The organism is Sessilibacter sp. MAH1 (genome assembly GCF_054658315.1).
The window spans coordinates 1-25,166 of sequence record NZ_BAAGIC010000013.1; the positions used below are offsets into that span (position 1 = coordinate 1).

Here is a 25,166-nt window from a genome sequence, read left to right on the forward strand (position 1 = left end):
ATTTGCATTTATACGATACTACAATTTTATACGCGGACACAGCTACAACAACTACGCAACACCAGCTGAAGTTGAGATAGCATTTAAATGATAAAAACCTCCTACAGGGTGGTATGAAAATAATTGACCACTACAGTTAAGTCACTTCAACCTGTTATAAAAACAGAGAAAGATATCGATCAGCTAGCTAAAGAGTATTCGAAATGGGAGAGGTTTGCATTAGTTCCTTTCTTGATTTTTATTCCTGGAGCCGGTTTTTTAATATGGTATTTTTTGGACTTGGCATCCGATAGTGTTATGTCGAGATCCGGTGAGAATATTTTCTTTCTTCCACCAACGAGGATTATCTGGGCGTTGCCAGCGTTATTTCTGTCACTCTTTTTAGCGGCAATTCCTATGCATTATCTATATTTGGGTTTACTTGGAAAGCAAAGATATGATGAATATACAGAATACGTGAACTTAAAACTTGGACTGGATTCATGGAAAGTTCTAAAGTATATGGCGTATTTATGTATTCCTGTTTGCGTCGTATTTTCGGGGCTGGCCTTAGATTCTTACACCCGTGTTACGGAAGATACTTTCGTTTCCAATGATATATTGAGCTTAGGTGAGATTGAACACAATTTTAACGAAATTGAATCGATTGAGCTAACGAAATCATTCAAGGCACCTAATGGTAATATTGTACATCGATCATACTATGCCATTAAGTTTAAAGATGGTTATGTTTATAACTTTGATAAGTCTTCGAGTGGCGTTGATTTTAACAAGCAGAGCGAGATTATTTCTTATATTACAAAAGGTTTAACTATCTCAGTTAAAACGAATGATCCTTACCCAAGATAAGACCTTAACAATTTTTTTTGCATATATTAAAGGTGCTCTAAGACTTACTGGGTATTTTCGAAGTTAGCTTGGTAACACTTCCTTGTGTTACTAAGATTTCTTGGTGTGAGGGTTTTCGATATTACATGTTGGGATGGTTTGATCACATATTGGGATAGTTTGGTCCGCCGCCGCCTTCCGGTGGTGTCCATTGAATATTTTGGCAGGGGTCTTTTATATCGCAGGTTTTGCAGTGTAAACAGTTTTGGGCATTAATTTGCAATTGTAGTTCGTTGTTTTTTTCGACTAACTCATACACTCCCGCCGGGCAGTATCGTTGCGCTGGTTCGCTGTAGAGCGGAATATTAATTTTGGTGGGAATTTCTTCTTTGCTCAGCTGTAAGTGGCATGGCTGATCTTCTTCGTGGTTGGTATTTGATAAATACACGGACGATAATTTATCGAAGGATAAAACGCCGTCCGGGCTTGGATAGTTAATTTTTTCTACCTGTGATACTTCTTTAAGTTGAGCGTTGTCTTCGAGCCGGTCGTGCAGTGTTACTGGTAGTTTGCCGCCTAAAAAGTTCTGGTCTAGTGTGTTAAAAGCGCCACCAAACCAATTACCGTATTTGTGCAATGCTGGGCCGAAATTTCTGGAGCCATAGAGTTCATCGTATAGCCAGCTGTTTTTAAAGAGTTCGTCGTATTCGCTAAGTTCTTTGTGGTTGTTAAGCAGTGCAGAATGAATGGCTTCCGCGGCGAGCATTCCCGATTTCATGGCCGTGTGTGACCCTTTAATTCGAGACACATTCAGTGTTCCTGCATCACAACCAATTAATAAACCACCCGGAAAAAACATTTTTGGCAATGAATTAAATCCGCCTTTGGCAATGGCTCGTGCGCCGTAAGAAACTCGACTGCCATTTCGCAAATATTGCGCTAAAACGGGATGATGTTTTAAACGTTGAAATTCTTCATAGGGATTTAACCACGGGTTGCTGTAATTTAAATCAACAATTAAGCCTACGGATATTTGATGGTTGTCGCCGTGGTATAAGAAAAATCCACCGTTGGTGCTTTTGTCCAAAGGCCAACCAGAGCCATGAATGACTAAACCCGGTTGATGGTGTTCGGGATCAATTTGCCATAATTCTTTTAAACCGATGGCATAATGTTGTGGGTCTTGGTCTTTATCCAAATTAAAGTGTCGAATTAATTCTTTACCCAAATGCCCTCGACAGCCTTCACTAAATACGGTGTATTTTGCCGTTAGTGCCATGCCTTGCATGTACGAATCTTTCGGCATTTTATCGCGGCCAATGCCCATGTCGCCGGTGCAAACTCCGGTTACCTTACCATCGGTATCGTAGGTTATTTCGGCACCGGTAAAACCCGGAAAAATATCAACGCCTAACTCTTCTGCTTGGGTCGCAAGCCAACGGGTTAAATTACCCAAGCTAATAATATAATTACCTTGGTTGTGTAGTGATTTTGGAGCCATCCATTCGGGAATTTTTGTAGATGTCTGATCGCTTGTTAGCAGATAGATTTCATCTTTTTGCACCTGCGTTTCAAGCGGTGCGCCTTGTTGTTTCCAATCGGGAAATAACTCGTTGAGTGCAATAGGATCAATCACCGCGCCCGATAAAATATGGGCTCCAACTTCGGAGCCTTTCTCTACAACGGCAATAGCCAGTTCTGCATTTAATTGTTTGAGTCGACAGGCCGTTGCTAAACCGGCTGGGCCAGCTCCTACAATCAGCACATCAAACTCCATTTGTTCTCTTTCCACGAATGTCTCCTTAAAACTGCTCTGGATTTAAATCGAAAAGAGTGTCTAAGCCACTGTAGATTGTTTCTACATGTTGCGTAATTCGCGGTAGGTAATAATCACAATAAAAAGCGGCGGTACTGATTTTTGCCTGTAAAAAATCATTGCCGTATTCGTTGTCTGTATCGAAAAGTTGCTGAGCTTGGTGTGCGCCTTTCGCCATTAACCAACCACCGGTTAAATAACCCATCAGCATTAAATTATCGTAACTTACGCTTGCTGCTAAGGTTTTATGGGATTCGGCATTATCAAGAATCCAGCGAGTTGCTGTTTGTGCTTTACTTAAATAGGTTTGCAACTTCTCGCCGATTTTTTGTAAAACAGCATTGTCGCTTTGAATAATATTTTCGGCGGTATCTTGAATATCGGCAAAGAGTTGTTGAATGGCTGCGCCTTTGTCTAAACGCGTTTTTCGGTTAATAAGGTCGAGTGCTTGAATGCCGGTTGTGCCCTCATAAATGGGCAGTATTCGTGCGTCGCGATAAAACTGAGCCGCGCCTGTTTCTTCAACAAAACCCATACCGCCGTGAACTTGAATATTCAGTGACGTTAACTCTTGCGCGAGTTCAGTCATCCAACCTTTTACAATAGGCGTGAGTAACTCAACACGTTTTTGTTTTTCTGAATTACCCGCGTGCGCAAAATCGATATCTGCCGCTGCAACTAAGGCCAAGGCGCGCATGGCTTGTGTGCCACTTTTCATAGCCATAAGCATACGACGAATATCGGCATGATTAATAATGGCGGTTTTATTACCGTCAGCGTCTACACCTTGAATACGTTCTTGACTGTATTGCACGCTTTGTTGGTAGGCGCGCTCGGATATGGATAAACCTTGTAAACCTACGGATTGGCGTGCGTGATTCATCATGGTAAACATGTAGCTAAGCCCTTTATTGGCTTCACCAACTAAATAACCAATAGCGCCGCCGTTATCGCCAAAATTCATCACGCAAGTTGGGCTGCCATGAATCCCTAATTTGTGTTCCAACGACGAACAATTAACGTCGTTGAGCTCGCCGATTTCACCGTGCTCATTCACTAAGTATTTGGGAACCACAAACAAAGAGATACCTTTTACACCGACGGGTGCATCTGGCAGGCGCGCTAGCACCAAATGCACAATGTTCGATGTCATTTGATGATCGCCCCAGGTAATAAAAATTTTCTGGCCGATAATTTTAAAGGCGTCGCCGTCTGGAATTGCTCGGGACGCAATCGCCGATAAATCAGAACCCGCATTTGGCTCGGTTAGGTTCATAGTGCCAGTCCATTCACCACTGATTAATTGCGGCAAAAATGTTTGTTTTAACAAATCGCTACCGTGTGCAATTAACGCTTCTATAGCGCCTTGGCTCAGCATTGGACAAAGTGCAAAAGCCATATTGGCTGAGTGCCAGAGTTCATTAACAGCCGTACCTAACACGTTGGGTAGTGCTTGACCGCCAAATTCTTCGGGCGCAGTAAGTGTTGGCCAGCCGTTGTCAACAAATTGTTGGTAGATATCGGAGAAGCCTTGGCTTTGTTGAACTTGGCCATCAACAACGGTTGGATGATTTTTATCACCCTGAGCATTCATGGGTGCAATTACATCGCTGGCAAGTTTACCCGCTTCGTCGATAATGGTTCTTACCAAATCTACGTTAATGTCTTCTTGATTTAATGCTTGGCTTAAATCGTTTAGGCCAACTATGTGTTCTAACACAAAGGTAGAATCTTGGAGTGGTGCGGTGTAAGTGGTCATTGGATATCTCCGAAATTCCGAAAATTATTTGTAAGTAAAGGAAACTCTGATTAACCTAGAGTTTTTCGCGACACAAGGATGTGTCGCCAATTTCAAGAACTGTAAGTGATTGAAATTGTGAAGAAATTGGAAATCACATTTTCAATTTCTGCCCTCTGATTAAATCAAGGATGAGTTAATCAGAGGTTCCTAAAGTTAAATTATTCTCAGGATCACTATTGAGAATATGAACGGCTGCAATCACGTTAAGTTGCAATGATAAAGTGGAACTGATTAGGTGTGTTTGGGTAGATTTACTCACACCGAAATATCCGAAAAAAAAGCGTAAAAATCGACGGTTCAGTGCGCATGGCGTACACCGTACCTGGTCATGAACTCTTTCGGTTTTTGCTCTGATATCAAAAATTTTTATAAAAAAGGAAACTCTGAATTAATCCTGGAGGTGTTAACCAGAGTTTCCACAAGCTTCTAGAGTTGTTCTTGCAATTTTGGTAGCACTTCAAATAAATCAGCGACAAGGCCGTAGTCCGCCACAGAAAAAATAGGTGCCTCTTCGTCTTTATTAATGGCGACAATTTTTTTAGAGTCTTTCATACCTGCCAAATGCTGAATTGCGCCAGAAATACCAACAGCAATATACAATTGTGGCGCAACGATTTTTCCGGTTTGTCCAACTTGTTTATCGTTTGGAACATAACCGGCATCTACGGCTGCTCTGGAAGCACCCACGGCTGCACCAATTTTATCGGCAAGTTTTTCTAACAGCACAAAATTTTCACTGCTGCCTAAGCCTCTACCACCGGAGATAATTATTTTTGCGGAGCTTAGGTCTGGTCGATCCGACTTTTCTACGTGCTCGGAAACAAATTGAGACAATCCAGAGTCGGATAACGCAGCAATGGTGATCACTTCTGCGTTACCGTCTTTGCTTTCTGCTTCTGAAAAAGCAGAAGTTCGTACGGTAATAATTTTTACGCTGTCTAGCGATTGTACGGTAGCGATGGCATTGCCAGCGTAAATAGGGCGTTCAAAGGTATCTTCAGAAAGAACTTTGGTGATATCGGATATTTGCGCAACGTCTAATTTTGCAGCCACTCGTGGCATTATGTTTTTATAATTGGATGTCGCCGGTGCAAAAATGTGTTGATAATCACTGCTTAATGATGCGATTAATTCGGACGCGTTTTCTGCAAGTTGATGTTGGTAAAGTTCGTTGTCAACGCATATTACTTTGCTGATTCCCGATATTTTTGCCGCTTGTTCGGCAACATTGCCACAATTAAAACCAGCAATTAATACATGAATATCGCCAGCAATTTGTGTTGCCGCGGCGATGGTATTCAGTGTGACATTTTTTAACGTTTGGTTATCGTGTTCTGCAATTACTAAAATAGCCATAAATGCCTCTTAAATCCCTTGAATTTCTGATTTTAGTTTTTCGATAAGTTCGTCTACCGAGTTAAGCATAGTGCCACCTTGACGTTTACTCGGTTCGGCAACTTTCAGCAGTTTGGTATGCTGTTTTAATTCTACGCCCAGATCTTGTGGGGTTTTAACCTCTAGAGGTTTACGTTTCGCCTTCATAATATTGGGTAGAGCAGCGTAACGTGGTTCGTTTAATCTAAGATCGGTAGTGATCACCGCAGGAAGGTTTAGCGAAAGTGTTTGTAACCCACCGTCTATTTCGCGAGTTACCAAAACTTTTTGATCTTTTATTTCTAACTTTGAGGCAAAGGTACCTTGGCCGCAATTTAATAATGCCGCCAACATTTGTCCGGTTTGGTTATTGTCGGAATCGATGGCTTGTTTACCCATGATTACCAGATCAATATTTTCTGATTTAACAACTTCGGCCAATAATTTCGCAATGTTGAGTGAGTCAGAAATATGATCGGTTTCGATTTGAATACCCTTGTCCGCACCCAAGGCCAACGCCGAGCGTATTTGCTCCTGACAAGCTTTAGGCCCAACCGATACAGCGATAATTTCTGTAGCGATACCGGCTTCTTTTAAACGTACGGCTTCTTCAACGGCAATTTCACAGAACGGATTTATCGCCATCTTAATGTTAGCCAAATCAACATCGGTTTGATCGGATTTAACTCGAACTTTGGCGTTGTAATCAATGACGCGTTTAACTGCAACAAGTATTTTCATCTTGGTTTCCCGTTCTCAACATTTGCTTCTAAATAGATTCGAGTTGTCCTATCTTTAAGGTAACTCGAATATTGAGGCTTTTAATCTATAAGAACCTCTGATTAACACATCCATGATTTAATCAGAGGGAAGAAATTGACAATACGATTTCCAATTTCTTCACAATTTCAATCACTTACCGTTCTTGAAATTGGCAACACATGCTTGTGTCGCGAGAAACTCTAGGTTAATCAGAGTTTCCTATAAGTTACGGCACGTAATTAAAGCTTGTCGGCTTGTTCACGCAGTAAAAACTTTTGAACTTTACCGGTGGATGTTTTGGGTAGTGGCCCAAATACCACATTTTTAGGTGCTTTAAAATGCGCCATATGTTCGCGGCAATAACTGATAATATCTTTATCGGTAATGCCGCTGGTGTCGTTTTTGAGCATAACAAAGGCACATGGAGTTTCACCCCATTTTGGATCTTTTTTGGCGACAACGGCGGCTTCTTGAATTAATGGATGGCGATATAAAATATCTTCAACTTCAATGGATGAAATATTTTCACCACCAGAAATAATAATATCTTTGGAACGATCTTTAATTTCAGCATAACCATCGGGATGCCATACGGCTAAATCGCCCGAGTGAAACCAACCACCCGCAAACGCTTCTTTTGTGGTTTCGGGATTTTTCAAATAACCTTTCATGACAAGGTTACCTTGCATAAAAATCTCGCCCATGGTTTTACCGTCTTTTGGAACTGGCTCCAAAGTTTCTGGATTGGCGACCATTAAGCCATCAAGCATGGGGGCTCGTACGCCTTGGCGAGCTTTTAATTTAGCTTTTTCTTCCAGTGATTTATCGTCCCACTCTTCATGCCAAGAGCAAACAACCGATGGTCCGTAGGTTTCGGTTAAACCGTATACGTGGGTGACTGAAAATCCTAATTTTTCCATGCCTTCAATAACCGACGCCGGTGGCGCGGCGCCAGCTGTCATGACATTTACTTTGTGATTAATATCGGCTTTTAAGGTATCGTCCGATGAGTTCAGCATATTTAATACAATTGGCGCTGCGCAGAAATAACCAACTTTTTCGGACTTAATTAAATTGAAAATGTCATCGGCTCTTACGTGTCGTAAACAAACACTAACCCCTGTCATTGCGGCAATGGTCCAAGGAAAACACCAACCATTACAGTGGAACATGGGTAATGTCCATAAATAGACCGGGTGCGGATTCATGGCCCAAGAGATTGCATTGCTAATTGCGTTTAGGTAGGCGCCGCGATGATGATAAACAACACCTTTGGGATTACCAGTAGTGCCGGAAGTGTAGTTTAGGGTAATTGCGTCCCACTCATCAGACACTTTAAAACCAGTACCTTCTGGATCGCCTTCGTTAAGTAGTGCTTCGTAGTCAAGATCGCCAATTAATTCGCCAGCTTCATACGTCGGATCATCGATATCAATAATTAAAGGTTTGGTATCGAGTAGCTCTAACGCAGCCTTTGTGACTTGGCTAAATTCTTTGTCAACAATCAGTGCTTTGGCATCGGCGTGTTTTAAAATAAATGCGATAGCTGGGGCGTCTAGACGGATATTAATTGAGTTTAATACCGCGCCGCACATAGGAATGGCAAAGTGCGCTTCGAAATGTTCTGGTAAGTTTGCAGCGATAATTGAAACCGTATCGCCCGTATTTACTGCGCGTTTTTTTAGAGCACTTGCCAATTTTAAGCAGCGTTGATAGGTCTCTTGCCAAGTTCTTTTGATATTTCCGTAAACCGTTGCTGTGCGATTTGGGTATACGGTGGCGGCACGCTCTAAAAAGGTTATGGGCGATAATGCTGTAAAGTTAGCTTGATTTTGGTCTAGGTCAGTATTAAAGGCGTTTTTATTGTCATTGTTAATTAAAGTGTTCACTTTATTTGCCTCGCTAAAGGGTATATTCTGGAGTAGTTCTTTTGATCCAATTTATTTTTATTTGCCGTTAGGCGGAATAATCATAAAATCCGCGCTTGGTTTTTCTGCCTAAATAACCTGCTTCAACCATTTGCCGTAACAGCGGCGCCGGGCGATATTTGGTATCTGCAAATTTTTCGTAAAGTACATTCATAATACTTAAACAGGTATCTAAACCAATTAAATCCGCCAAAGCCAGCGGCCCAATTGGCTGTGATGCACCGAGCTTCATGATCTCGTCAATATCTTCTGCGCTTGCACAATTTTCATCTAAAATAAAAATGGCTTCGTTGATCATTGGCAAAAGAATGCGATTTAACACAAACGCGGGTTTGTCTTTGACGGGAATGGCAATTTTTTCGGCTTTTTTTGCAACTTCAATAACAGCTTTTGTGGTTGTCTCACTGGTGCGCAAACCGTTGATCACTTCTACTAATTTCAACAGTGGGACCGGATTCATAAAATGCATGCCAATAACTTTTTCGGGTCTGGATGTTTTAGACGCGAGCTTGGTTACGGATAACGACGAAGTATTGGTGGCCAATATTGCCGAAGGTTGACAGATTTTATCGAGCTGTTCAAATATGGATAATTTTATATTTTCGTTTTCGGTTGCTGCTTCTATAACAAGGTCGCAATTACTTAGATCTTGTAAGTTGGTAAAGCAACTTATTCTTTCGATAATACTTTCAAGAGAATCTTTGACTTTACCTTTTTCGATTAACTTTAAAAGACTTGACCGAACCGTTTGCACGGCTTTGTCGAGTGCTTCCTGATTGACATCAACCAGAGAAACCACAAAACCGGACGTTGCTAAAACTTGCGCAATTCCTAGGCCCATTTGTCCTGCGCCAACGACTCCAATATTTTTAATACTCATGGCTGTGCTCTTATTCGTTAATAATATTAAGTGAAGCTCTGATTTGCTTTGATGTTAATTCCGAATCTTGATTATTACTTCTGATTACTTCTGATTAATTCTGAATGAGTTAATCAGAAGTTTTTAAACCTGATTTGATGCATTGCTGAATTGTTAAAAATTATTGCGTTTGAATTTAAGCAGTTGACCAACAATGCCACTTCTGAAACTCAATACGCAAACAACAAATACAAAGCCCATTATTATGTGAATGTAATTGCCAAGTTCGCCACCTGATAAATAGTTCTGCATGCTGACCACAATACCGGCTCCCAGAATTGGCCCTAGAATGGTGCCAACACCACCAACCAGCGTCATCAGAATAACTTCACCAGACATGTGCCAGTGAACATCGGTTAAAGACGCCAAGTTAAAGACCAACGCCTTGGTAGAACCTGCTAATGAAGCCAGCGCAGCCGAAATAATAAAGGCAACCCATTTGTAGCGATTAACTTCGTAACCTAATGAAATTGCGCGGTCTTCATTTTCACGAATGGCTTTTAATACTTGCCCAAATGGCGAGTGTACTGTGCGGTTAATTATCCAGTAGCCAAGAATAAATATGGCAAGCACAAAATAATACATCGTGTAATTGTTGGATAAATCAATTAATCCAAAAATCGCGCCGCGTGGTACACCTTGCAGGCCATCTTCACCGTTGGTAAATGGCGCTTGTAAATAAAAGAAAAAGACCAACTGTGCGAGTGCAAGTGTAACCATCGCAAAATAAATGCCTTCGCGCTTTACGGCTAATTTACCAAAAATTGCCCCTAAGATGCCACCGGCAACCATTCCTAAAATAATAGCGATTTCTGGTGATAACCCTGTATTAATCATTAAATAACCGGTGACGTAGCCGCCGGTACCTAAAAACGCTGCGTGTCCAAACGACAATAAGCCTGCGTAGCCTAACAGTAAATTAAACGCACAGGCAAAGAGCGCAAAACACAAAATTTTTGCCAAAAAAACTGGATAAAAAACTGCGGGTGCAATTACTGCAATAATCAGTAGCAATATATTTAATTTTAAATTATTCATTATTATGCCTCTTTACCGAATAGGCCAGCTGGCTTTAATAGCAGAACCACAACCATGACTAAAAAGATAATGGTATTGGATGCTTCGGGATAAAAATATTTAGTAAGGCCTTCGATAATTCCCATGCCAAGACCCGTAATAATGGCGCCACCAATTGAGCCCATGCCACCAATGACAACTATAGCGAATACCACAATCAGAATATTAGAGCCCATGTCTGGCGATACCGAATACACGGGTGCGGCCATCACTCCGGCAAATCCGGCCAATGCAACACCAAAGCCAAAGGTCAGTGTCACTAATAACGGAACATTAATACCAAACGCTTGCATCAATTTTGGATTTTCGGTACCAGCGCGTAAATAAGCGCCTAGGCGAGTTTTTTCGATCATCCACCAGGTACCTACACAGGTAATTATCGATGCCACAATAATCCAGGCTCTATAATTGGGTAAATACATAAAAGGTAGACGAATACCGCCTTTTAACTCATCTGGAATAGAATAGGATAAACCCGAAGAGCCAAAGGCGTGAGTAAATGCACCCTGAATAATCAATGCTAGACCAAAGGTTAATAATAAACTGTACAAGTGATCTTCGTTGGCAATAGGACGAATTAAAAAACGTTCCATAAGAATGCCAACAATACCTACGGCAATAGGCACTAGAATAAGTGCGTACCAATAATTAATGCCTAAATATTTCAACGCTAAGAGTGCGCAAAAAGCACCAAGCATATAAAGCGCGCCTTGGGCAAAGTTAATGATTTTTAATAAACCAAAAATAATCGCGAGCCCAAGGCTAAGTAATGCGTAAAAAGAACCATTGATTAATCCAACTAACAATTGCCCAAATAGCGCAAATAAATTAATGCCGAAAATGGTAGTCATAAGAAATCTCTTAAACCAAAAAGGGCAGGCGGGTAAAGGTTTTGAAACTCTTATGTTTCATCAATATTCTACCGCGCTTACCAAAAAAAGCCGCACCTAAATTTCAGGTGATTGTGGGTGCGGCTATGGTGGTAAATTTTATCTTGCTTTATTTACGAAAAATCGCACTGTGGCAACATGGGTGCGTAGGCTTCGTTCGCTGGAATTGTTTTTAATATTGTGTAAATGTCGTTTTTGTTTTTACGCTCTGACGCTTTTTTAATTTCTACGTAAAGCATGTCGTGCACCATGCGACCATCGCCGCGAAGTTCTGCGTTTCTGGCAAAAAAGTCGTTCGGTTTGTTTTGTTTCATGTGTTTGATAACCGCTTCGGATTCATCGGTACCGACGGCTTTTACCGAATTTAAATAATGCATGGTGGCCGAATAAATACCCGCGTGAATCATGCTTGGAATACCGCCGTGACGCTCTTCAAAACGCGCACTCCATTGGCGAGCTTGATCATCCATGTCCCAATAAAAACCGGTGGTTAAGCGCATACCCGCCGCAACCGATGGGTCCATGGCCTGTGAGTTTTGGGTGAACACTAATAATCCGGCAATATCCATTTGATCGGTTAGGCCAAATTCGCTGGCTGCTTTTAATGCGTTTACGGTATCGTTACCGGCGTTGGCTAGCGCGACCACATCAGCACCCGATGCTTGCGCTTGCAATACGTAAGATGAGAAATCTGTAGTACCTAAAGGTGCGCGAACACCGCCAACCACTTTTCCGCCTTTTTCGGTAATTACCGTTGTTGCTACAGATTCAAGTGAGTGACCAAAGCTGTAGTCTGCGGTGATAAAAAACCAATTCTTTTTACCAGATTCAACCATGGGTTTTACGGTGCCGTTTGCCATGGCCTCAACGTTGTAGGTCCAATGTACGTTGTAGGCGTTGCACGCATCGGTGGTAAAAGAGTTAGATGCCGAGCCTGAAATTAGAGTAATTTTTTTGTTGTCTAAGTTAACTTTTGATACCGCGCCAGAAACCGCTGATGAAACTAAGCCACCAATGGTATCAACGTCTTCACTTTCTACCCATTTACGCGCAATCGATGATGCAATGTCGGGTTTTAATTGTGAATCTGCCGAAACTAATTCGATTTTTTTGCCAAGTACTTCGCCACCAAAATCTTCGATGGCCATTTCTGTAGCCGTTACACAGCCTTTACCGCATATGTCGGCATAGGTGCCGCCCATATCGGCTAGAACTCCAATTTTGACTTTACCGTCGCTCGCCGCTAATACATTTAACGATAGTGATGTAGACATAACACCGTAGGCAATTTTAGTAAGTAGTGATGTTTTTATTGTTTTCATGGTTTGACTCCAGTTGATTTTTATTATTCTTGTAAGTCGTTGCGACTAAACGCCAAGATATGCATTTAACAGTTCAGATTTTTCCACCAATTCATTGGCTTTTACTTCTTCAACAATATGTCCGTGTTCCATAACGTAGTGTCGGTCGGCAATGTGGGCGGCAAATCGGAAATTTTGTTCAACCAATAAAATGGTTAAACCTCGGTCTTTTAATTGTTTTAAAACTTCTCCCAGTTTTTGCACAATCACCGGTGCTAGGCCTTCGGTAATTTCATCCAGCAATAAAATGTTCGCGCCGGTTCTTAAAATTCTGGCTAACGCCAACATTTGTTGTTCGCCTCCAGAAAGCTTATTGCCTTGGCTGGTGCGGCGCTCGTATAAATTCGGAAACATTGCGTAGATTTCATCAACGCTCATGCCGTCGGAACGTACTTTAGGCGGCAGCATTAAATTTTCTTCTACGTTTAAGCTCGCAAATATGCCGCGTTCTTCTGGACAAAAACCCAAACCTAAATGGGCAATTTTATGCGCGGCCATGTTTAAGGTTTCTTGGCCGTTGATAACGATTTGTCCGGTGCGTTTACCCACCATGTTCATAATGGCTTTTAAAGTGGTAGAGCGACCCGCACCATTGCGACCGATTAGTGTCACCAGTTCGCCTTGGTACACGGTCATATCAATGCCGTGAAGAATGTGCGATTCACCGTAAAAGGCATGGAGATTACTGATGCGAATTTTTTCGCGGTGGTTGCCGTCTTGGATGTGCGCGTGGCTTTTAATATCAACTTGCTGATTCATGATGCCACCTCCGCCGAATGTTTGTGCTCTGTTTCTATTTCTGAGCCGAGGTAGGCTTCTCTTACCTCTGGGTTATTCGAAACTTCTTGATAGTTACCTTCGGTGAGAATGGAGCCGCGTTGCAATACGGTAATGCGATCGGCCAAACGAGAAACTACTTGCAGATTGTGTTCAACCATTAAAATGGTACGGTTTTTCGATACGGTTTTGATAAGCTCCGTCACCAATCCCACATCTTCGTGACCCATGCCTTGGGTAGGCTCATCTAGCAACATCAGTTCAGGCTCAACGGCCAGCGTTGTGGCGATTTCCAGCGCGCGCTTGCGGCCATAAGAAAGATCAACGGTTACGGTGCTGGCAAAATCGGATAAACCCACAGAGTCTAATAAATCAACGGCTTTGTCGTTGAGTCGATTCAAAGTAGATTCGTGTTTCCAGAAATGAAAGCTGGTTCCTTCTTTACGTTGCAGAGCAATGCGAACATTTTCTAAAACCGTTAAATGAGGGAAGACCGCAGAAATCTGAAATGACCGAATTACGCCTTTTCGGGCAATAGCCGCAGGCTCTAATTTGGTAATATCTTCACTGTTGAATAGTATTTTCCCAGAGGTGGGTTTTAAAAACTTGGTTAACAGGTTAAATACGGTGGTTTTACCCGCGCCGTTTGGGCCAATCAGGGCATGAATGTGACCGCGTTGAATACTCAAATTAACGCCGCTTACAGCGGTAAAGCCTTTAAAAGACTTGGTTAAATCTTGGGTTTGAAGAATGACATCGGGGTTGGAATGGGTCATTGTGTCGTAGCTCTTATTATTTTGAAGTGAACACACAGCCACTCAGATCACTTCTGTTTTGTTGTTATTAGCTCACGATAAAACACAATCATTGCCAGAGTATTTGGCAAATCTAACCTAAGATTTCGAAATGTAACGAAATGTAACAAGTCTGCTCGATTTGCAAAATTTATGATACATTCGTATTAAATTACGTGGATAAACCGGCTCTATAACGATAAGAATAACAACGATGTTTCGTCGCTCTCCCATTACAACGCGCCTGTTTTTAATGCTACTGCTGTTAATTGGTAGTATTTTTGGGTCTATTTATTGGTTTACCGTTCCGCTCATCAAAGACAACGTCTTTAGTTTAGAACTTAACACCAATCGGCAGGTGCTCAATATTGTTTACGATCTGGCAAATCGTATGTACGCCAATACCGAAAACTATGTTGATACCACACTCAAATCTCACGAACAGCGCCTAAGTTCAATTTTAAACGTTACCGAAAACTATATAGAAACCAGTTTAAAAAAAGGTTTGCAAAGGGGCGAATCAGAAGAGCAGATTTGGGCTGAAATTTTTTCTGAAATTCGCGAATTTAATTTTGGTAACAACGACTACCTGTGGATTGCCGATTACAACGCAACGCTTATTTCCCATCCGTCGGAGCGCTTTCATCAGAGAGACATGTCCAGCTACTCTGAGCCTGGCGGCACATTAATTATTCCCGATATCGTGAAATCTGTTAGAGAGCAGGGTTCTGGCTTTTATAAATACAAATGGAATCGTTTGGGCAGCGCTGATGTTATCGATAAATATTCTTACGTACGAGACTACCCGCAATGGAATTTTGTGATTGGTGCCGGGGTTTATATTGAAGACATCGAACAAGAAGTAGAGGCACAAAAACACCAAGCCATTTTAGAAATTAATAAAGCCTTAGAAAACGTAAAAATTGCCCAAAATGGTTACGTGTATGTGTTCGATTCCGAAGGCAACATGTTATTTCATCCCAACTCGAACATTCACGGTCTTAATTTTAAAAAACTGCTTAATCCGGTTACTCAAAATCCAATTTATGTTGACTTAATAGAGGCAGCTGATTCTGGCGAAGAGTTGTATTACAAGTGGGATCGACCCGATGACCAAGGGCGTTACGTGTATGAAAAATTATCCTTGGTAAGACACCTTTCCGGTTTTGATTGGTACATCAGCTCATCGGTGTATTTAGACGATCTGAAAGCAAGCTCGGTACAGCTCAGTCAACGAATCATGGCCATGGGTTTGTTGGGATTGATTGCCACCATTGGCGCTGCGTTTTTATTTGCCGAATGGCTAACAACGCCTATTAAAAAATTATCGATGACAGCTTTTAAAATCAGTCGCGGAAATTTATCGGCCAAAACCGGTATTAATCGCCAAGACGAAATAGGATCGTTGGCAGAATCGTTTGATTTAATGGTCGATCGCTTAAAAGAAAATATCGAAAATTTAAATTCAAGAGTGAAATCGCGTACCCGAGAACTGTCTGAGTCGAACGTACAATTATTAGAGGCCGTTGATTCATTAAAGCAAACTCAGACCGAGTTAAAAATCGTTGAGCGTCGCCAGCGCATGATACTGGACGAATTACCCGCGCAAATTGCTTATATTGATCCGCAATTGAATATTGTTTTTGCCAACGAAAAATACCGCGAAATTTTTAATCAGCAGGAATCTGACATTCAAGGCAAGGCGCTGATTAACGTCATTGGCGAAGACATGTATGAAACCCTTGGTCCGTACATTGAGCAGGCTCGAAACGGTGAGCATCCTATTTACGAGTATCGCTTGCAATACAAGGGCAAGGAAATTATCACGCGTCGTACTTTAATTCCCTTTTTAGACGATCAAAACAAGGTTAACGGGTTTTTAACCTTATCTATTGATATTACCCACGAACGTGAAGCCGAACGTAGAATGGCTGAAGTAAGTAAGATGAAAGCGGTTGGGCAAATGTCAGGTGGTTTGGCCCACGACTTTAATAATTTGTTGAGCATTATTTTAGGTAATCTCATACAGTTGCAAAATAATCAAGAAATGACCCCAGAACAACAAGCGAATTTGGCTCCGGCTATTCGTGCAACACGTCGCGGCGCTGATATGACCAAACGTCTTTTGGCCTTTGCCCGCAAACAGCCCTTGTCACCAACGCGCGTCACACCAGAAAAAATGATCGGCGAACTTATTGATCTATTGGTAGCGCCGCTTTCCGAAAATATTCGTTTGCGTACACAAATTCACTCCCACGTTCCCGATGTGTATGTGGATGCCGCGCAATTGGAAGACGCCTTGGTAAATTTGGTGTTAAATTCCGCCGATGCCATGCCTAATGGCGGCGAATTAAAGTTATTGGTTACCTCAGTAAATTATGATCAAGACCAGTTTGTGAGCGATGGTTTTGATGAACAAGTAGAACCCGGTAATTATGTAATGATAAGCGTGCTCGATGATGGCACGGGCTTTTCAGATGAGGCATTGAAAAAAGCCTATGAGCCATTTTTTACCACAAAAACCATTGGCGCAGGTTCTGGTTTGGGTTTAAGTATGGTGTACGGTTTTGTTAAACAATCGAAAGGATATCTTCGCATTAAAAATCGTGAAGATATTAGCAGCGGTGCACGGGTTGATATTTTATTACCGGTTAATCACGGAATTAATTCGGCGATAACACAAGCTCCCGCTTCACTTCCTAGGCAGTCACCAAAAATACCCGAATCCGATTTGGTATTGCTTGTCGAAGACAACGCCGATTTACGGGAGTTAATTCGCCAGCAACTTATTCGTTTGGGGTATTCCGTTATTGAAGCTACCAACGGCGATGAGGCCTTGAATATTTTATTGGGAATCGATCAAATAGCCGGTGTTATAAGCGATGTTGTTATGCCAGGTACTGCCGACGGTTATACGGTTGCCACTACCGTTAAAATTTGCCATCCCAATGCTGTGATTGTTTTAATGACCGGTTACACCGAATCCGATCCACCCGATGATTTTAAAGCTTTTCTGCTGTATAAACCCTTTGATCCAGGTACGCTGGTACATGCTTTCCCAAGTCGACCTAAAAACAATAATAACGAGGTTGCAATATGAGTGAATTTGAAAAGCCTTCTATTTTTTTAATAGAAGACGAGCAAGATTTGGCAGAATTAATATGCAACTCTCTGACAAACTACCGTTATCATGTCAGTCATTTTTCGCGCGGTGAAAAAGCCTTGGCGGAATTTGACAAACAATTACCCGATATTTGTATTGTGGATTTAAATCTACCCGATATCGACGGTATGGAACTGGTGAAAAAATTAGAAGATAAAGAAACCGGAGTAATTATTGTCTCTGGGCGTGATGCCTTAACCGATAGAGTTGTTGGTTTAGAGTTTGGCGCCGACGACTATATTACCAAGCCTTTTGAACCTCGCGAATTGGTCGCCCGTGTGCAAAGTTTACTGCGCAGGTTACGCAAGAAAAAACCAAAAACAATTACTCGTTACAAACAAGCTCAGTTTGCTAATTGCGTATTTAAACCCGAATCACTCAGTTTAAAAACCATGAACGATAGCGATGAAACTCTCAGTCGTGCTGAAGGCGAAATTTTGTTGGCACTTTTAAAGCACCCATTCCAAATATTGTCTCGTGATCAGCTGCTTGGAGAAAACAGTGCACCTTACGATCGAAGCATTGATGTAAGAATGTCGCGTCTCAGAAAAAAAATTGAATCCGATCCGCAAAATCCCGTATTAATAAAAACCGTGTACGGAGCGGGCTATATGTTGGCCTGCGAGGTAAATTGGGTTTAATGTTTAATGTTTTAAATTTTCTAAGCCGTGTTATAACAATGATTAATTTTTTTGGAACATTTTAATTGTAAGTAAAGGAGTATAAAAAAAAGCGATACTTCCTTTTATCGCTACACAGGGGTATTAAAAATAAATGCCAATAAATGTAGTGTGTACAACTGTACAGCGCGAGCTGCCTGTTTTGAATAAAACAAGGCGAAGTTAAGCAAAGCAAAAGTTGTTTCGATCGTATCCGGTAAAAAAGTTAAATTGCTTGGTATCAACAATGGGAACCTCTGATTAAATCATGGGTGAGTTAATCAGAGGTTCCAATATTACAATTTAGAAGCAAGTTGTTTTATGTCTCTCATTGGCGGTGCGCCAAACATGCGGTTGTACTCGCGACTAAATTGCGAAGGGCTTTCATAACCAACCTCGTAAGCCGCCTTAGATGCGTCTAGATGTTCTGCAAGCATTAAGCGGCGAGCTTCATTCAAACGCATTTTCTTTAAAAATTGCAACGGTGTCATTGCGGTCATCGCTCGAAAATGATTGTGAAATGCCGAAATACTTAATCCCGCATCATTGGCTAATGCTTCGATTTTAACGGGTTTACAAAAATTAGCTTTTAATGACTCAATCACCTGAGCTATTTGATGGCTATGGTTCCCGCCGGTCACGATATTTCTAAGTCGCGGACCTTGATCACTTTTTAATAAGCGATAATAAATTTCTTGCTGAATTAATGGGCCTAATACTGGTAAGTCTTCGGGGGTTTTTAATAAATTTAATAATCGAGCGAAGGCATCGATTAAATCTTCTGATAAATCACTGACCGAAACACCCAATCGATCATTAGAATTACGTGCTTGCTTAGAAGGATCATCGAGCATTAATTGCGAGATCATTCTTAGATTTAATTCCATGGTGATACCCAAATACGGCGTCTCCGGTTTTGCCTCTGCAATTTGAGTCACAACAGGTAATTCAATGGATGTTAATAAGAATGTGTGTGGATCACAAACAAAATTGTCATCGCCTAAAAATAAGCGTTTTCTGCCTTGACCAATTAAACAAATGCTGGGTGCAAGCATATAGCTGGTAGGGTCTGTTGGTGTTTCCCAACGATGCAGGCTTAAACCTTTAATAGGGGTGTCTAAACGTTTATTTAAGCCAATTAATTCACTAATATGTTTTGCTAGAGAGTTTGTTTGAATTGTATTCGGTAAAATCTCTATACTGCTTGATTCTGTATTCATTAAACTCGCCAACTTTTCCGTGCTAACCCTTCCGTACTAAACTATCCATATCAAGCGATGCTATCACTAAATTATAACAATGGATCAGGCTTCTAATAATTTACGTAGAAAATGACAATAAAAAAGTAGTATTAGGCAATTGGTTTTAATGTTGAACTGATATTAAATATTAGTGTTGCAGATATTTTTTAGTATTTGGTAAAAATAGGCAATAATTCAGGATAATTATTCTATCGACTCTTTAAGTTTAAACACTTTAATAAATAGGTAATTATGCGAATCGTTTATTCAAAAAATTCTAATTAATCCAGTTAAAGCGTTATTTATGTCTAGCCAACCACGCTTGAGCAGTGCAGTTCTACTTGCCATTGCGGGACTTGCGCAAGAGATAAGTATCAGTGATCGAATGGTGTATTCAGCGCGGTAATTTCTTAAGTTGTTTATTCTAACAACATTGTTGTGGATGATCATTTCGCGGCACACATTCCAGAAGCTATCAGTTTTGAAGAGGCTGCACCATTATTGTGTGCCAATGTAACAACCCGTTCACCGCTTTTAAAACTTGACGCAAAACCCAGTGCGTAAGTCGGTGTGGCCGGAATAGGCGGCTTGGGTCATTTGGCGGTTACATTGGCAGTATCCAAAGGCATCGATGCTGTGGCGTTCTCCACAAGCCAAGATAAAGTTGAAGATATTTTGTCGTTTGGCGCCAAAGGTGTGGCTGTCGTTGAAGATGAAAAGTCTTTTGCAAAAATATCACGCACAGCTTGACTGCATGATTTGTACATTACCGGTTGGTTATTGACGCTTCGACTTTTTAACCTTTAGATATTTCGGATTAATGCTACTTCGGATTCATTGATTGTGCGCCTCCGAGCTGGTTGGTATTTCTTTAAAATTTAGTAAAAGCCTCACCTTATTAGGCAGGTTTTTACTGCTTAAGCAAGTTCTTTGATGTTTAACTAAAGATCAACGGTAACCCTTTTGCTTACGCCGTTATAAAGTGATTCGATGGTTAACGGACGTAAGTCTTTTTGAATATTTGTTCTTTTTTGTTGAGCTCTATGTGTTTGAGTTTAAATTGATGCGGTCTGCATAAAATACCCATTCGTTAATGGGTTTGATGGCGCCTCTGATTTTCTGCAAGCTCTTCGCCTATGCTCAAATTAGGCGATAATCAAATACCCGCTCTGGGTGATGAGTTCTTACCCAGACCGCATTGCTAATTTGTAAATTTTAGTAGTTTATATATGCGCTCTATAGCTTTATAACTTGCACTATGATAATAAGGCGCCCGCAACTTCTTGCGTCTGCTATACCTGTAAAACATCGATTTTTTTCTGTTCTTGAGATCGGTATGTACCTTTTTATAGCAGTTTTTTCCTTAGACTATTGCTGCTTCATTCTATGTGTTTACTGTTGGCTGTATCCAAAAACGGAATGTTATTTAATGGTAACGAGTTAACGCGGCTTCCGTTTGGCTGAACTTTTTATTAGTTGTCTGATTAATAAAAATTAACAGTATTCTTAAGGATTTTTTCTAGAATTGTTTTTCAAATCACACTATCACCCCGGGTTACTTCATTTTAGTTGGCAGATCTTTTGCTCTAGAATATACGAGTGTTCCACTGGTGGGCAAAATTGGTGACTAGATCACACTCATTCATAAAAATTCCTAACAAAAAATAGGTTTGGCAGAGTTTCAAGAGCTCACTTACAAAGTGATTTGTAATTTTAACAAGGCTCTTGTTATCGAAAATGTACTTAAAGAAGAAGCACCTTCGTTGTTGCAAAAAAACATTTCGATACGGCACTCCTAGCTATCAATTAATTAAGTGAACACAAGGTATGAACAAACAGTGTTTGTGTAACAAGCGCTCATGGTTGGCGCTTGCAGTTTCAACGGTTGGATTTACTTCGGTATATGCGCAAGACGCAGCGAACGAGCAAACTGTTAAAGTAGCCGAGCAGAAAGCTCGCATTGAAGTTAGTGTGTCGCCGCAAACCAATGAGCCAACGAGCAATGCGGAGGCTTCTACTAAGCCCATTAATGAAGCGAATGATATTCCGGCTGTGGAGTCTGGTTCCGCTCCTGTCAGTACTTCCGCTGAGTCTGCTGTGCTGCCGGGACCTGTGTCTGCACAAGATCAAAAAATTAAAGAACTAAAAAACGGCGATCGTCCAGACAGCCATCAAGTTTTATACGATCTCGTGGTGAATCGCGCACGTGATCTCGCCAGTAAGAGTTATGTGGCCGACGCCAATACCTTACCGGCGAGCTTAGATCAATTAAATTACCAGCAATATCGATCTATTCGCTATAACCCAGAAAAATCCATATGGAAAAATGAATCCGACTTTGAAATACAGTTATTTCATCCCGGCTTTTTATACAAACATCCTGTTGGCATCAATTTAGTTGATGAATATTCCGTTCATCAGCATTTAAATTTTGATCCACAATATTTTTTGTACGAGCGCGAAGCTGAAAATCTGACCTTAGATTCTAATAACGATGTAGGTTTTGCAGGTTTTAGAATTCATTACCCATTGAACTCTAAACAATACAAAGACGAAATTATTGTGTTTCAAGGCGCTTCTTATTTTCGTCCAGTAGGCCCCGGACAAAATTACGGCATTTCTGCTAGAGGTTTAGCTGTTGATACGGGCGAGTTGAGCGGTGAAGAATTTCCAACGTTTAAAGAATTTTGGCTGAAAAAACCAAAGACAGAAAATTCGGATAACTCAGGTACTCCGTCGAACCAACTGCAAGTAGTGGCTTTGCTAGATAGCCCATCGGTTACAGGCGCCTATAAATTCACGATCCATCCCGAAGTGAATACCATTATTGACGTGCGCTCGACTTTATTTTTTCGATCAGACATAAAAAAACTAGGTGTTGCGCCTTTAACCAGTATGTTTTTGTTTGGCGAGAATAAAACGCGTTTTTACGATGATTTTCGACCTGAAGTTCACGATTCTGACGGCTTACAAATTTTAACTCAAAACGGTGAATGGATTTGGCGTCCGCTCAGAAACCCTAAGCAATTAGGAATAACCTCTTCGGGTTTAAATAACGTTCGCGGATTTGGTTTGGCACAACGTGATCGCGACAGTGAAAATTATTTAGACACAGAAGCTCATTACGAATACAGACCGAGTTTATGGATTGAGCCCAAAGGCGATTGGGGCGAAGGCCGTGTGGAGTTGGTGGAAATTCCCACCAACAGCGAAACCAACGATAATATTGTTGCTTATTGGGTGCCTAAGCAACCGGTTAAAGCGGGCGAATCGATGGAATTTTCTTATCGGTTATCAACCTTTAATGAATTTCCCAAAAACTTTCAAAGTGCTTACGTCGAAAAAACGCGTATCGGTTGGGCGGCAATTCCAGGACAAGATAATCCACCGCCTAAGGCACATCGTCAATTTTTGGTGGACTTTGTTTTCCCAGAAACCAACCACCTCAATGCCGATTGGCCGGTTAATGTTAATCTGGAATTAAATGGCGGAAGTGCGAAAGATGTTAGCGTTAAAAAACTCCCTAACGAAAATCGCTGGCGGGTAATGTTTAAAGTCAGTCCTCAAAATCAAGACGCTATTGATATGCGATTAAATTTAACACTTCATGGTAAGCGCGTCAGTGAAGTTTGGAACTATGTCTGGAGTCCAAATGCAATACAGTAAAAATACCATCGAATATGCACTTAAAAATTCCTCGGTAGCCGATCAAGACGCTCCTACGCGAACAACCTACAGTTTGCCTTTTAAGCGCACGCGCATGTTGGGGTTTTTTATTGCCGTGATCTTAACTTCAATTGCAGGTGTTGGCATGATGTTCGACATCTTGCGGGCAAACGGCACAACAGCACTCGAATTATGTTTGCTGGTTTTATTCAGTTTTTCTTTTATTTGGATTACAACAGCATTTTGGAGTGGTTTTGCGGGTTTTCTTGTAAAACTCTTTAAAATTGATCCGCTTACTCTTAAAAAGCAGGCCATTTTTAGTGATAGCAGTTCTGCAACAAGCTTAGAGTCGAATTTTTACGACGACAATCGTGCAAAGCTATTGCCTTCTGAGAACTTCAGAACCGCAGTTGTGATGCCGGTTTATAATGAAGATACCGTACGAGTTCTTGCCGGATTTGAGACAACCCTGCGTTCGCTCGAAACAACGGGGCAACTCGGTAAGTTTGATTTCTTTTTATTAAGTGACACCCAAGACCCGAAAATTCGAGTTGCCGAGCTGCAAGCTTGGAAAATTTTAACCAAACGTTTAGGTGCGCTTTCAAAACATATTTTTTATCGTAATCGCGTTAAAAATACCGAAAAGAAAGTAGGTAATTTAAAGGACTTTTGCGAGCGTTGGGGCACCCAATACGAGGCTATGATTGTACTGGACGCCGACAGCATTATGACCGGTGACTGTATGGTTCGCATGGCCGCAGAATTAGAGAAAAATACCGGCGTTGGCTTAATTCAAACCGTTCCTATGCCTGTGCGCCAAACCACTTTTTTTGGTCGTTTTTTGCAGTTCGCCGCAGAGCTTTGCAGCCCTATGTTGGCCAGCGGCTTGGCTTTTTGGCAGACCGATAACGCCAACTATTGGGGACACAACGCAATCATTCGTGTCAATGCATTCATCGATTGTTGCGGATTACCGAGATTGCCAGGAAAAGCTCCCTTTGGTGGCGACATTTTAAGTCACGACTTTGTTGAAGCGGCGTTATTGCGCCGCGCTGGTTGGGACGTAATTTTATTGCCAGATCTAAAAGGCAGCTTCGAAGAAGTTCCTAGCAATATTTTAGATTACGCCACCCGCGACAGACGTTGGATTCAAGGTAATTTACAGCATCTTGCTTTATTAGGAATGCATCGCTCAACTTTGATGAGCAAGTGTCATTTTCTGTTTGGCGCGCTTGCCTATATCAGTTCATTAATATGGTTGGTAATGCTTGCCCTAAGTAGTGTTGATGCCATTGTTCGATCGGTTACCGAAACTCAATTTTTTACCGCCAGTTATCAATTATTTCCCAACTGGCCAGTCGCAAAAACCGAGTTGATTTTCTCATTGTTGTTTTTAACCACGTGCATGTTGCTGTTGCCTAAATTTATGGCCCTAATTATTACCAGCATGGATAATCACAAAAGCTTTGGCGGTCACCTTAAATTATTTTTAAGTGCAGGTTTAGAAATTGTTTTTGCTATTCTAATCGCGCCAATAATGATGGTCTTTCATGCAAGCTTTGTGGTTGCAACCTTTTGTGGATTTAAAATCAGCTGGGATGCGCAATCACGCGAAGGTCGAGTTGTGGCTTGGCGAGAAGCATTTCGCAGAACAGGTTTGGGTTTAACCGTTGCGCTTATTTGGGGTAGCGTTACTGCCTACTACACACCGGTATTTTTCTGGTGGTTATTACCTGTATTACTCGGCTTAGTTTTAGCACCCGCCATTATTCGTTATTCCAGCAGTAATGAACTAGGCTTGTTTTTACAAAAACATCGAATTTTTGCAGTGCCTTCGGAAGTGGTAAATCCACAAGCGCTGGTAGAAATGCGTAAAAACCTAGCAGAACTCCACGAAAAAATGGAACTAAACCAAAATGCCAATCAAGTGTACTTAATTCCACGTCTACCACCAGAAACACCGGTAGAAATGAAATCCCAAAATTTTGGGAAAGAACCCACACTCGTACCGGCAATTAATATTACCTAATAAAACTCCGTACCACCCGAGTGACAAACAACACAAGGATGTGTTGCTACTGGATAATATTAGGTGTTATTGATAGGTATT

Annotated in this window: 19 protein-coding genes; 7 read left to right on the top strand and 12 right to left on the bottom strand. The window is 41.3% G+C overall.

Annotated features, from left to right (window positions below; translation table 11 throughout):
• Positions 1 to 123: 123 nt before the first annotated feature.
• Positions 124 to 849, top strand: coding sequence for a hypothetical protein (locus tag ACYQ28_RS13200; protein WP_460050979.1), 726 nt, complete (start codon positions 124 to 126; stop codon positions 847 to 849).
• 142 nt (positions 850 to 991) lie between these two features.
• On the opposite strand, the gene ACYQ28_RS13205 is transcribed toward ACYQ28_RS13200, so the two are convergent.
• The 11 genes from ACYQ28_RS13205 to ACYQ28_RS13255 all read right to left on the bottom strand — a co-directional run bounded on the left by ACYQ28_RS13205 (position 992) and on the right by ACYQ28_RS13255 (position 14,309).
• Entirely contained in the window at positions 992 to 2,620 is a 1,629-nt protein-coding gene (locus tag ACYQ28_RS13205) for an electron transfer flavoprotein-ubiquinone oxidoreductase (RefSeq protein ID WP_460050977.1), read from the bottom strand.
• 10 nt (positions 2,621 to 2,630) lie between these two features.
• The gene (locus tag ACYQ28_RS13210) at positions 2,631 to 4,403 is read right to left on the bottom strand and encodes an acyl-CoA dehydrogenase (protein WP_460050975.1); all 1,773 of its coding nucleotides are present in this window, start codon (positions 4,401 to 4,403) and stop codon (positions 2,631 to 2,633) included.
• A gap of 468 nt (positions 4,404 to 4,871) precedes the next feature.
• On the bottom strand, positions 4,872 to 5,801 hold the full coding sequence (locus ACYQ28_RS13215; RefSeq protein WP_460050973.1) for an electron transfer flavoprotein subunit alpha/FixB family protein: 930 nt from the start codon (positions 5,799 to 5,801) through the stop codon (positions 4,872 to 4,874).
• 9 nt (positions 5,802 to 5,810) lie between these two features.
• Entirely contained in the window at positions 5,811 to 6,560 is a 750-nt protein-coding gene (locus ACYQ28_RS13220; protein ID WP_460050971.1) for an electron transfer flavoprotein subunit beta/FixA family protein, read from the bottom strand.
• Positions 6,561 to 6,820: 260 nt separating this feature from the next.
• Positions 6,821 to 8,470 carry an acyl-CoA synthetase gene (locus ACYQ28_RS13225; RefSeq protein WP_460050969.1) on the bottom strand — a complete coding sequence of 550 codons (1,650 nt, stop codon included), beginning with the start codon at positions 8,468 to 8,470 and terminating at the stop codon, positions 6,821 to 6,823.
• Between the two features lie 67 nt (positions 8,471 to 8,537).
• On the bottom strand, positions 8,538 to 9,389 hold the full coding sequence (locus ACYQ28_RS13230) for a 3-hydroxybutyryl-CoA dehydrogenase (protein ID WP_460050967.1): 852 nt from the start codon (positions 9,387 to 9,389) through the stop codon (positions 8,538 to 8,540).
• Positions 9,390 to 9,542: 153 nt separating this feature from the next.
• Entirely contained in the window at positions 9,543 to 10,466 is a 924-nt protein-coding gene (locus tag ACYQ28_RS13235) for a branched-chain amino acid ABC transporter permease (protein ID WP_460050965.1), read from the bottom strand.
• A gap of 2 nt (positions 10,467 to 10,468) precedes the next feature.
• Entirely contained in the window at positions 10,469 to 11,356 is an 888-nt protein-coding gene (locus ACYQ28_RS13240; RefSeq protein WP_460050963.1) for a branched-chain amino acid ABC transporter permease, read from the bottom strand.
• 152 nt (positions 11,357 to 11,508) lie between these two features.
• A complete protein-coding gene (locus ACYQ28_RS13245; RefSeq protein WP_460050961.1) occupies positions 11,509 to 12,717 on the bottom strand; it encodes an ABC transporter substrate-binding protein in 1,209 nt (402 codons plus the stop codon).
• A gap of 45 nt (positions 12,718 to 12,762) precedes the next feature.
• Positions 12,763 to 13,515, bottom strand: a complete 753-nt coding sequence (locus ACYQ28_RS13250) for an ABC transporter ATP-binding protein (RefSeq protein ID WP_460050959.1) — start codon at positions 13,513 to 13,515, stop codon at positions 12,763 to 12,765.
• Positions 13,512 to 14,309, bottom strand: a complete 798-nt coding sequence (locus ACYQ28_RS13255; RefSeq protein ID WP_460050957.1) for an ABC transporter ATP-binding protein — start codon at positions 14,307 to 14,309, stop codon at positions 13,512 to 13,514. The genes ACYQ28_RS13250 and ACYQ28_RS13255 overlap by 4 nt, the downstream gene beginning before the upstream one ends.
• A 232-nt stretch (positions 14,310 to 14,541) precedes the next feature.
• On the opposite strand from ACYQ28_RS13255, the gene ACYQ28_RS13260 reads away from it, so the two are divergent.
• Together ACYQ28_RS13260 and ACYQ28_RS13265 are read left to right on the top strand one after the other, a co-directional pair.
• Positions 14,542 to 17,427 carry a cache domain-containing protein gene (locus ACYQ28_RS13260; protein ID WP_460050955.1) on the top strand — a complete coding sequence of 962 codons (2,886 nt, stop codon included), beginning with the start codon at positions 14,542 to 14,544 and terminating at the stop codon, positions 17,425 to 17,427.
• On the top strand, positions 17,424 to 18,131 hold the full coding sequence (locus ACYQ28_RS13265) for a response regulator transcription factor (RefSeq protein ID WP_460050953.1): 708 nt from the start codon (positions 17,424 to 17,426) through the stop codon (positions 18,129 to 18,131). The genes ACYQ28_RS13260 and ACYQ28_RS13265 overlap by 4 nt, the downstream gene beginning before the upstream one ends.
• Positions 18,132 to 18,445: 314 nt before the next feature.
• Here ACYQ28_RS13265 and ACYQ28_RS13270 read toward each other — a convergent pair whose 3' ends face one another.
• Positions 18,446 to 19,369, bottom strand: coding sequence for an AraC family transcriptional regulator (locus ACYQ28_RS13270; protein WP_460050951.1), 924 nt, complete (start codon positions 19,367 to 19,369; stop codon positions 18,446 to 18,448).
• A gap of 459 nt (positions 19,370 to 19,828) precedes the next feature.
• Between ACYQ28_RS13270 and ACYQ28_RS13275 the strand changes: the two genes are divergently transcribed.
• From ACYQ28_RS13275 to mdoH, 4 genes are all read left to right on the top strand, one after another.
• Positions 19,829 to 19,954 carry a hypothetical protein gene (locus ACYQ28_RS13275; protein WP_460050949.1) on the top strand — a complete coding sequence of 42 codons (126 nt, stop codon included), beginning with the start codon at positions 19,829 to 19,831 and terminating at the stop codon, positions 19,952 to 19,954.
• A gap of 6 nt (positions 19,955 to 19,960) precedes the next feature.
• Positions 19,961 to 20,140 carry a hypothetical protein gene (locus ACYQ28_RS13280; RefSeq protein WP_460050947.1) on the top strand — a complete coding sequence of 60 codons (180 nt, stop codon included), beginning with the start codon at positions 19,961 to 19,963 and terminating at the stop codon, positions 20,138 to 20,140.
• 1,077 nt (positions 20,141 to 21,217) lie between these two features.
• Positions 21,218 to 23,056 (top strand): OpgD/OpgG family glucan biosynthesis protein, encoded by a 1,839-nt coding sequence (locus ACYQ28_RS13285; RefSeq protein WP_460050945.1) that lies wholly within the window; start codon positions 21,218 to 21,220, stop codon positions 23,054 to 23,056.
• Entirely contained in the window at positions 23,043 to 25,085 is a 2,043-nt protein-coding gene (mdoH, locus tag ACYQ28_RS13290) for a glucans biosynthesis glucosyltransferase MdoH (RefSeq protein WP_460050943.1), read from the top strand. The genes ACYQ28_RS13285 and mdoH overlap by 14 nt, the downstream gene beginning before the upstream one ends.
• Positions 25,086 to 25,166: the final 81 nt, after the last annotated feature.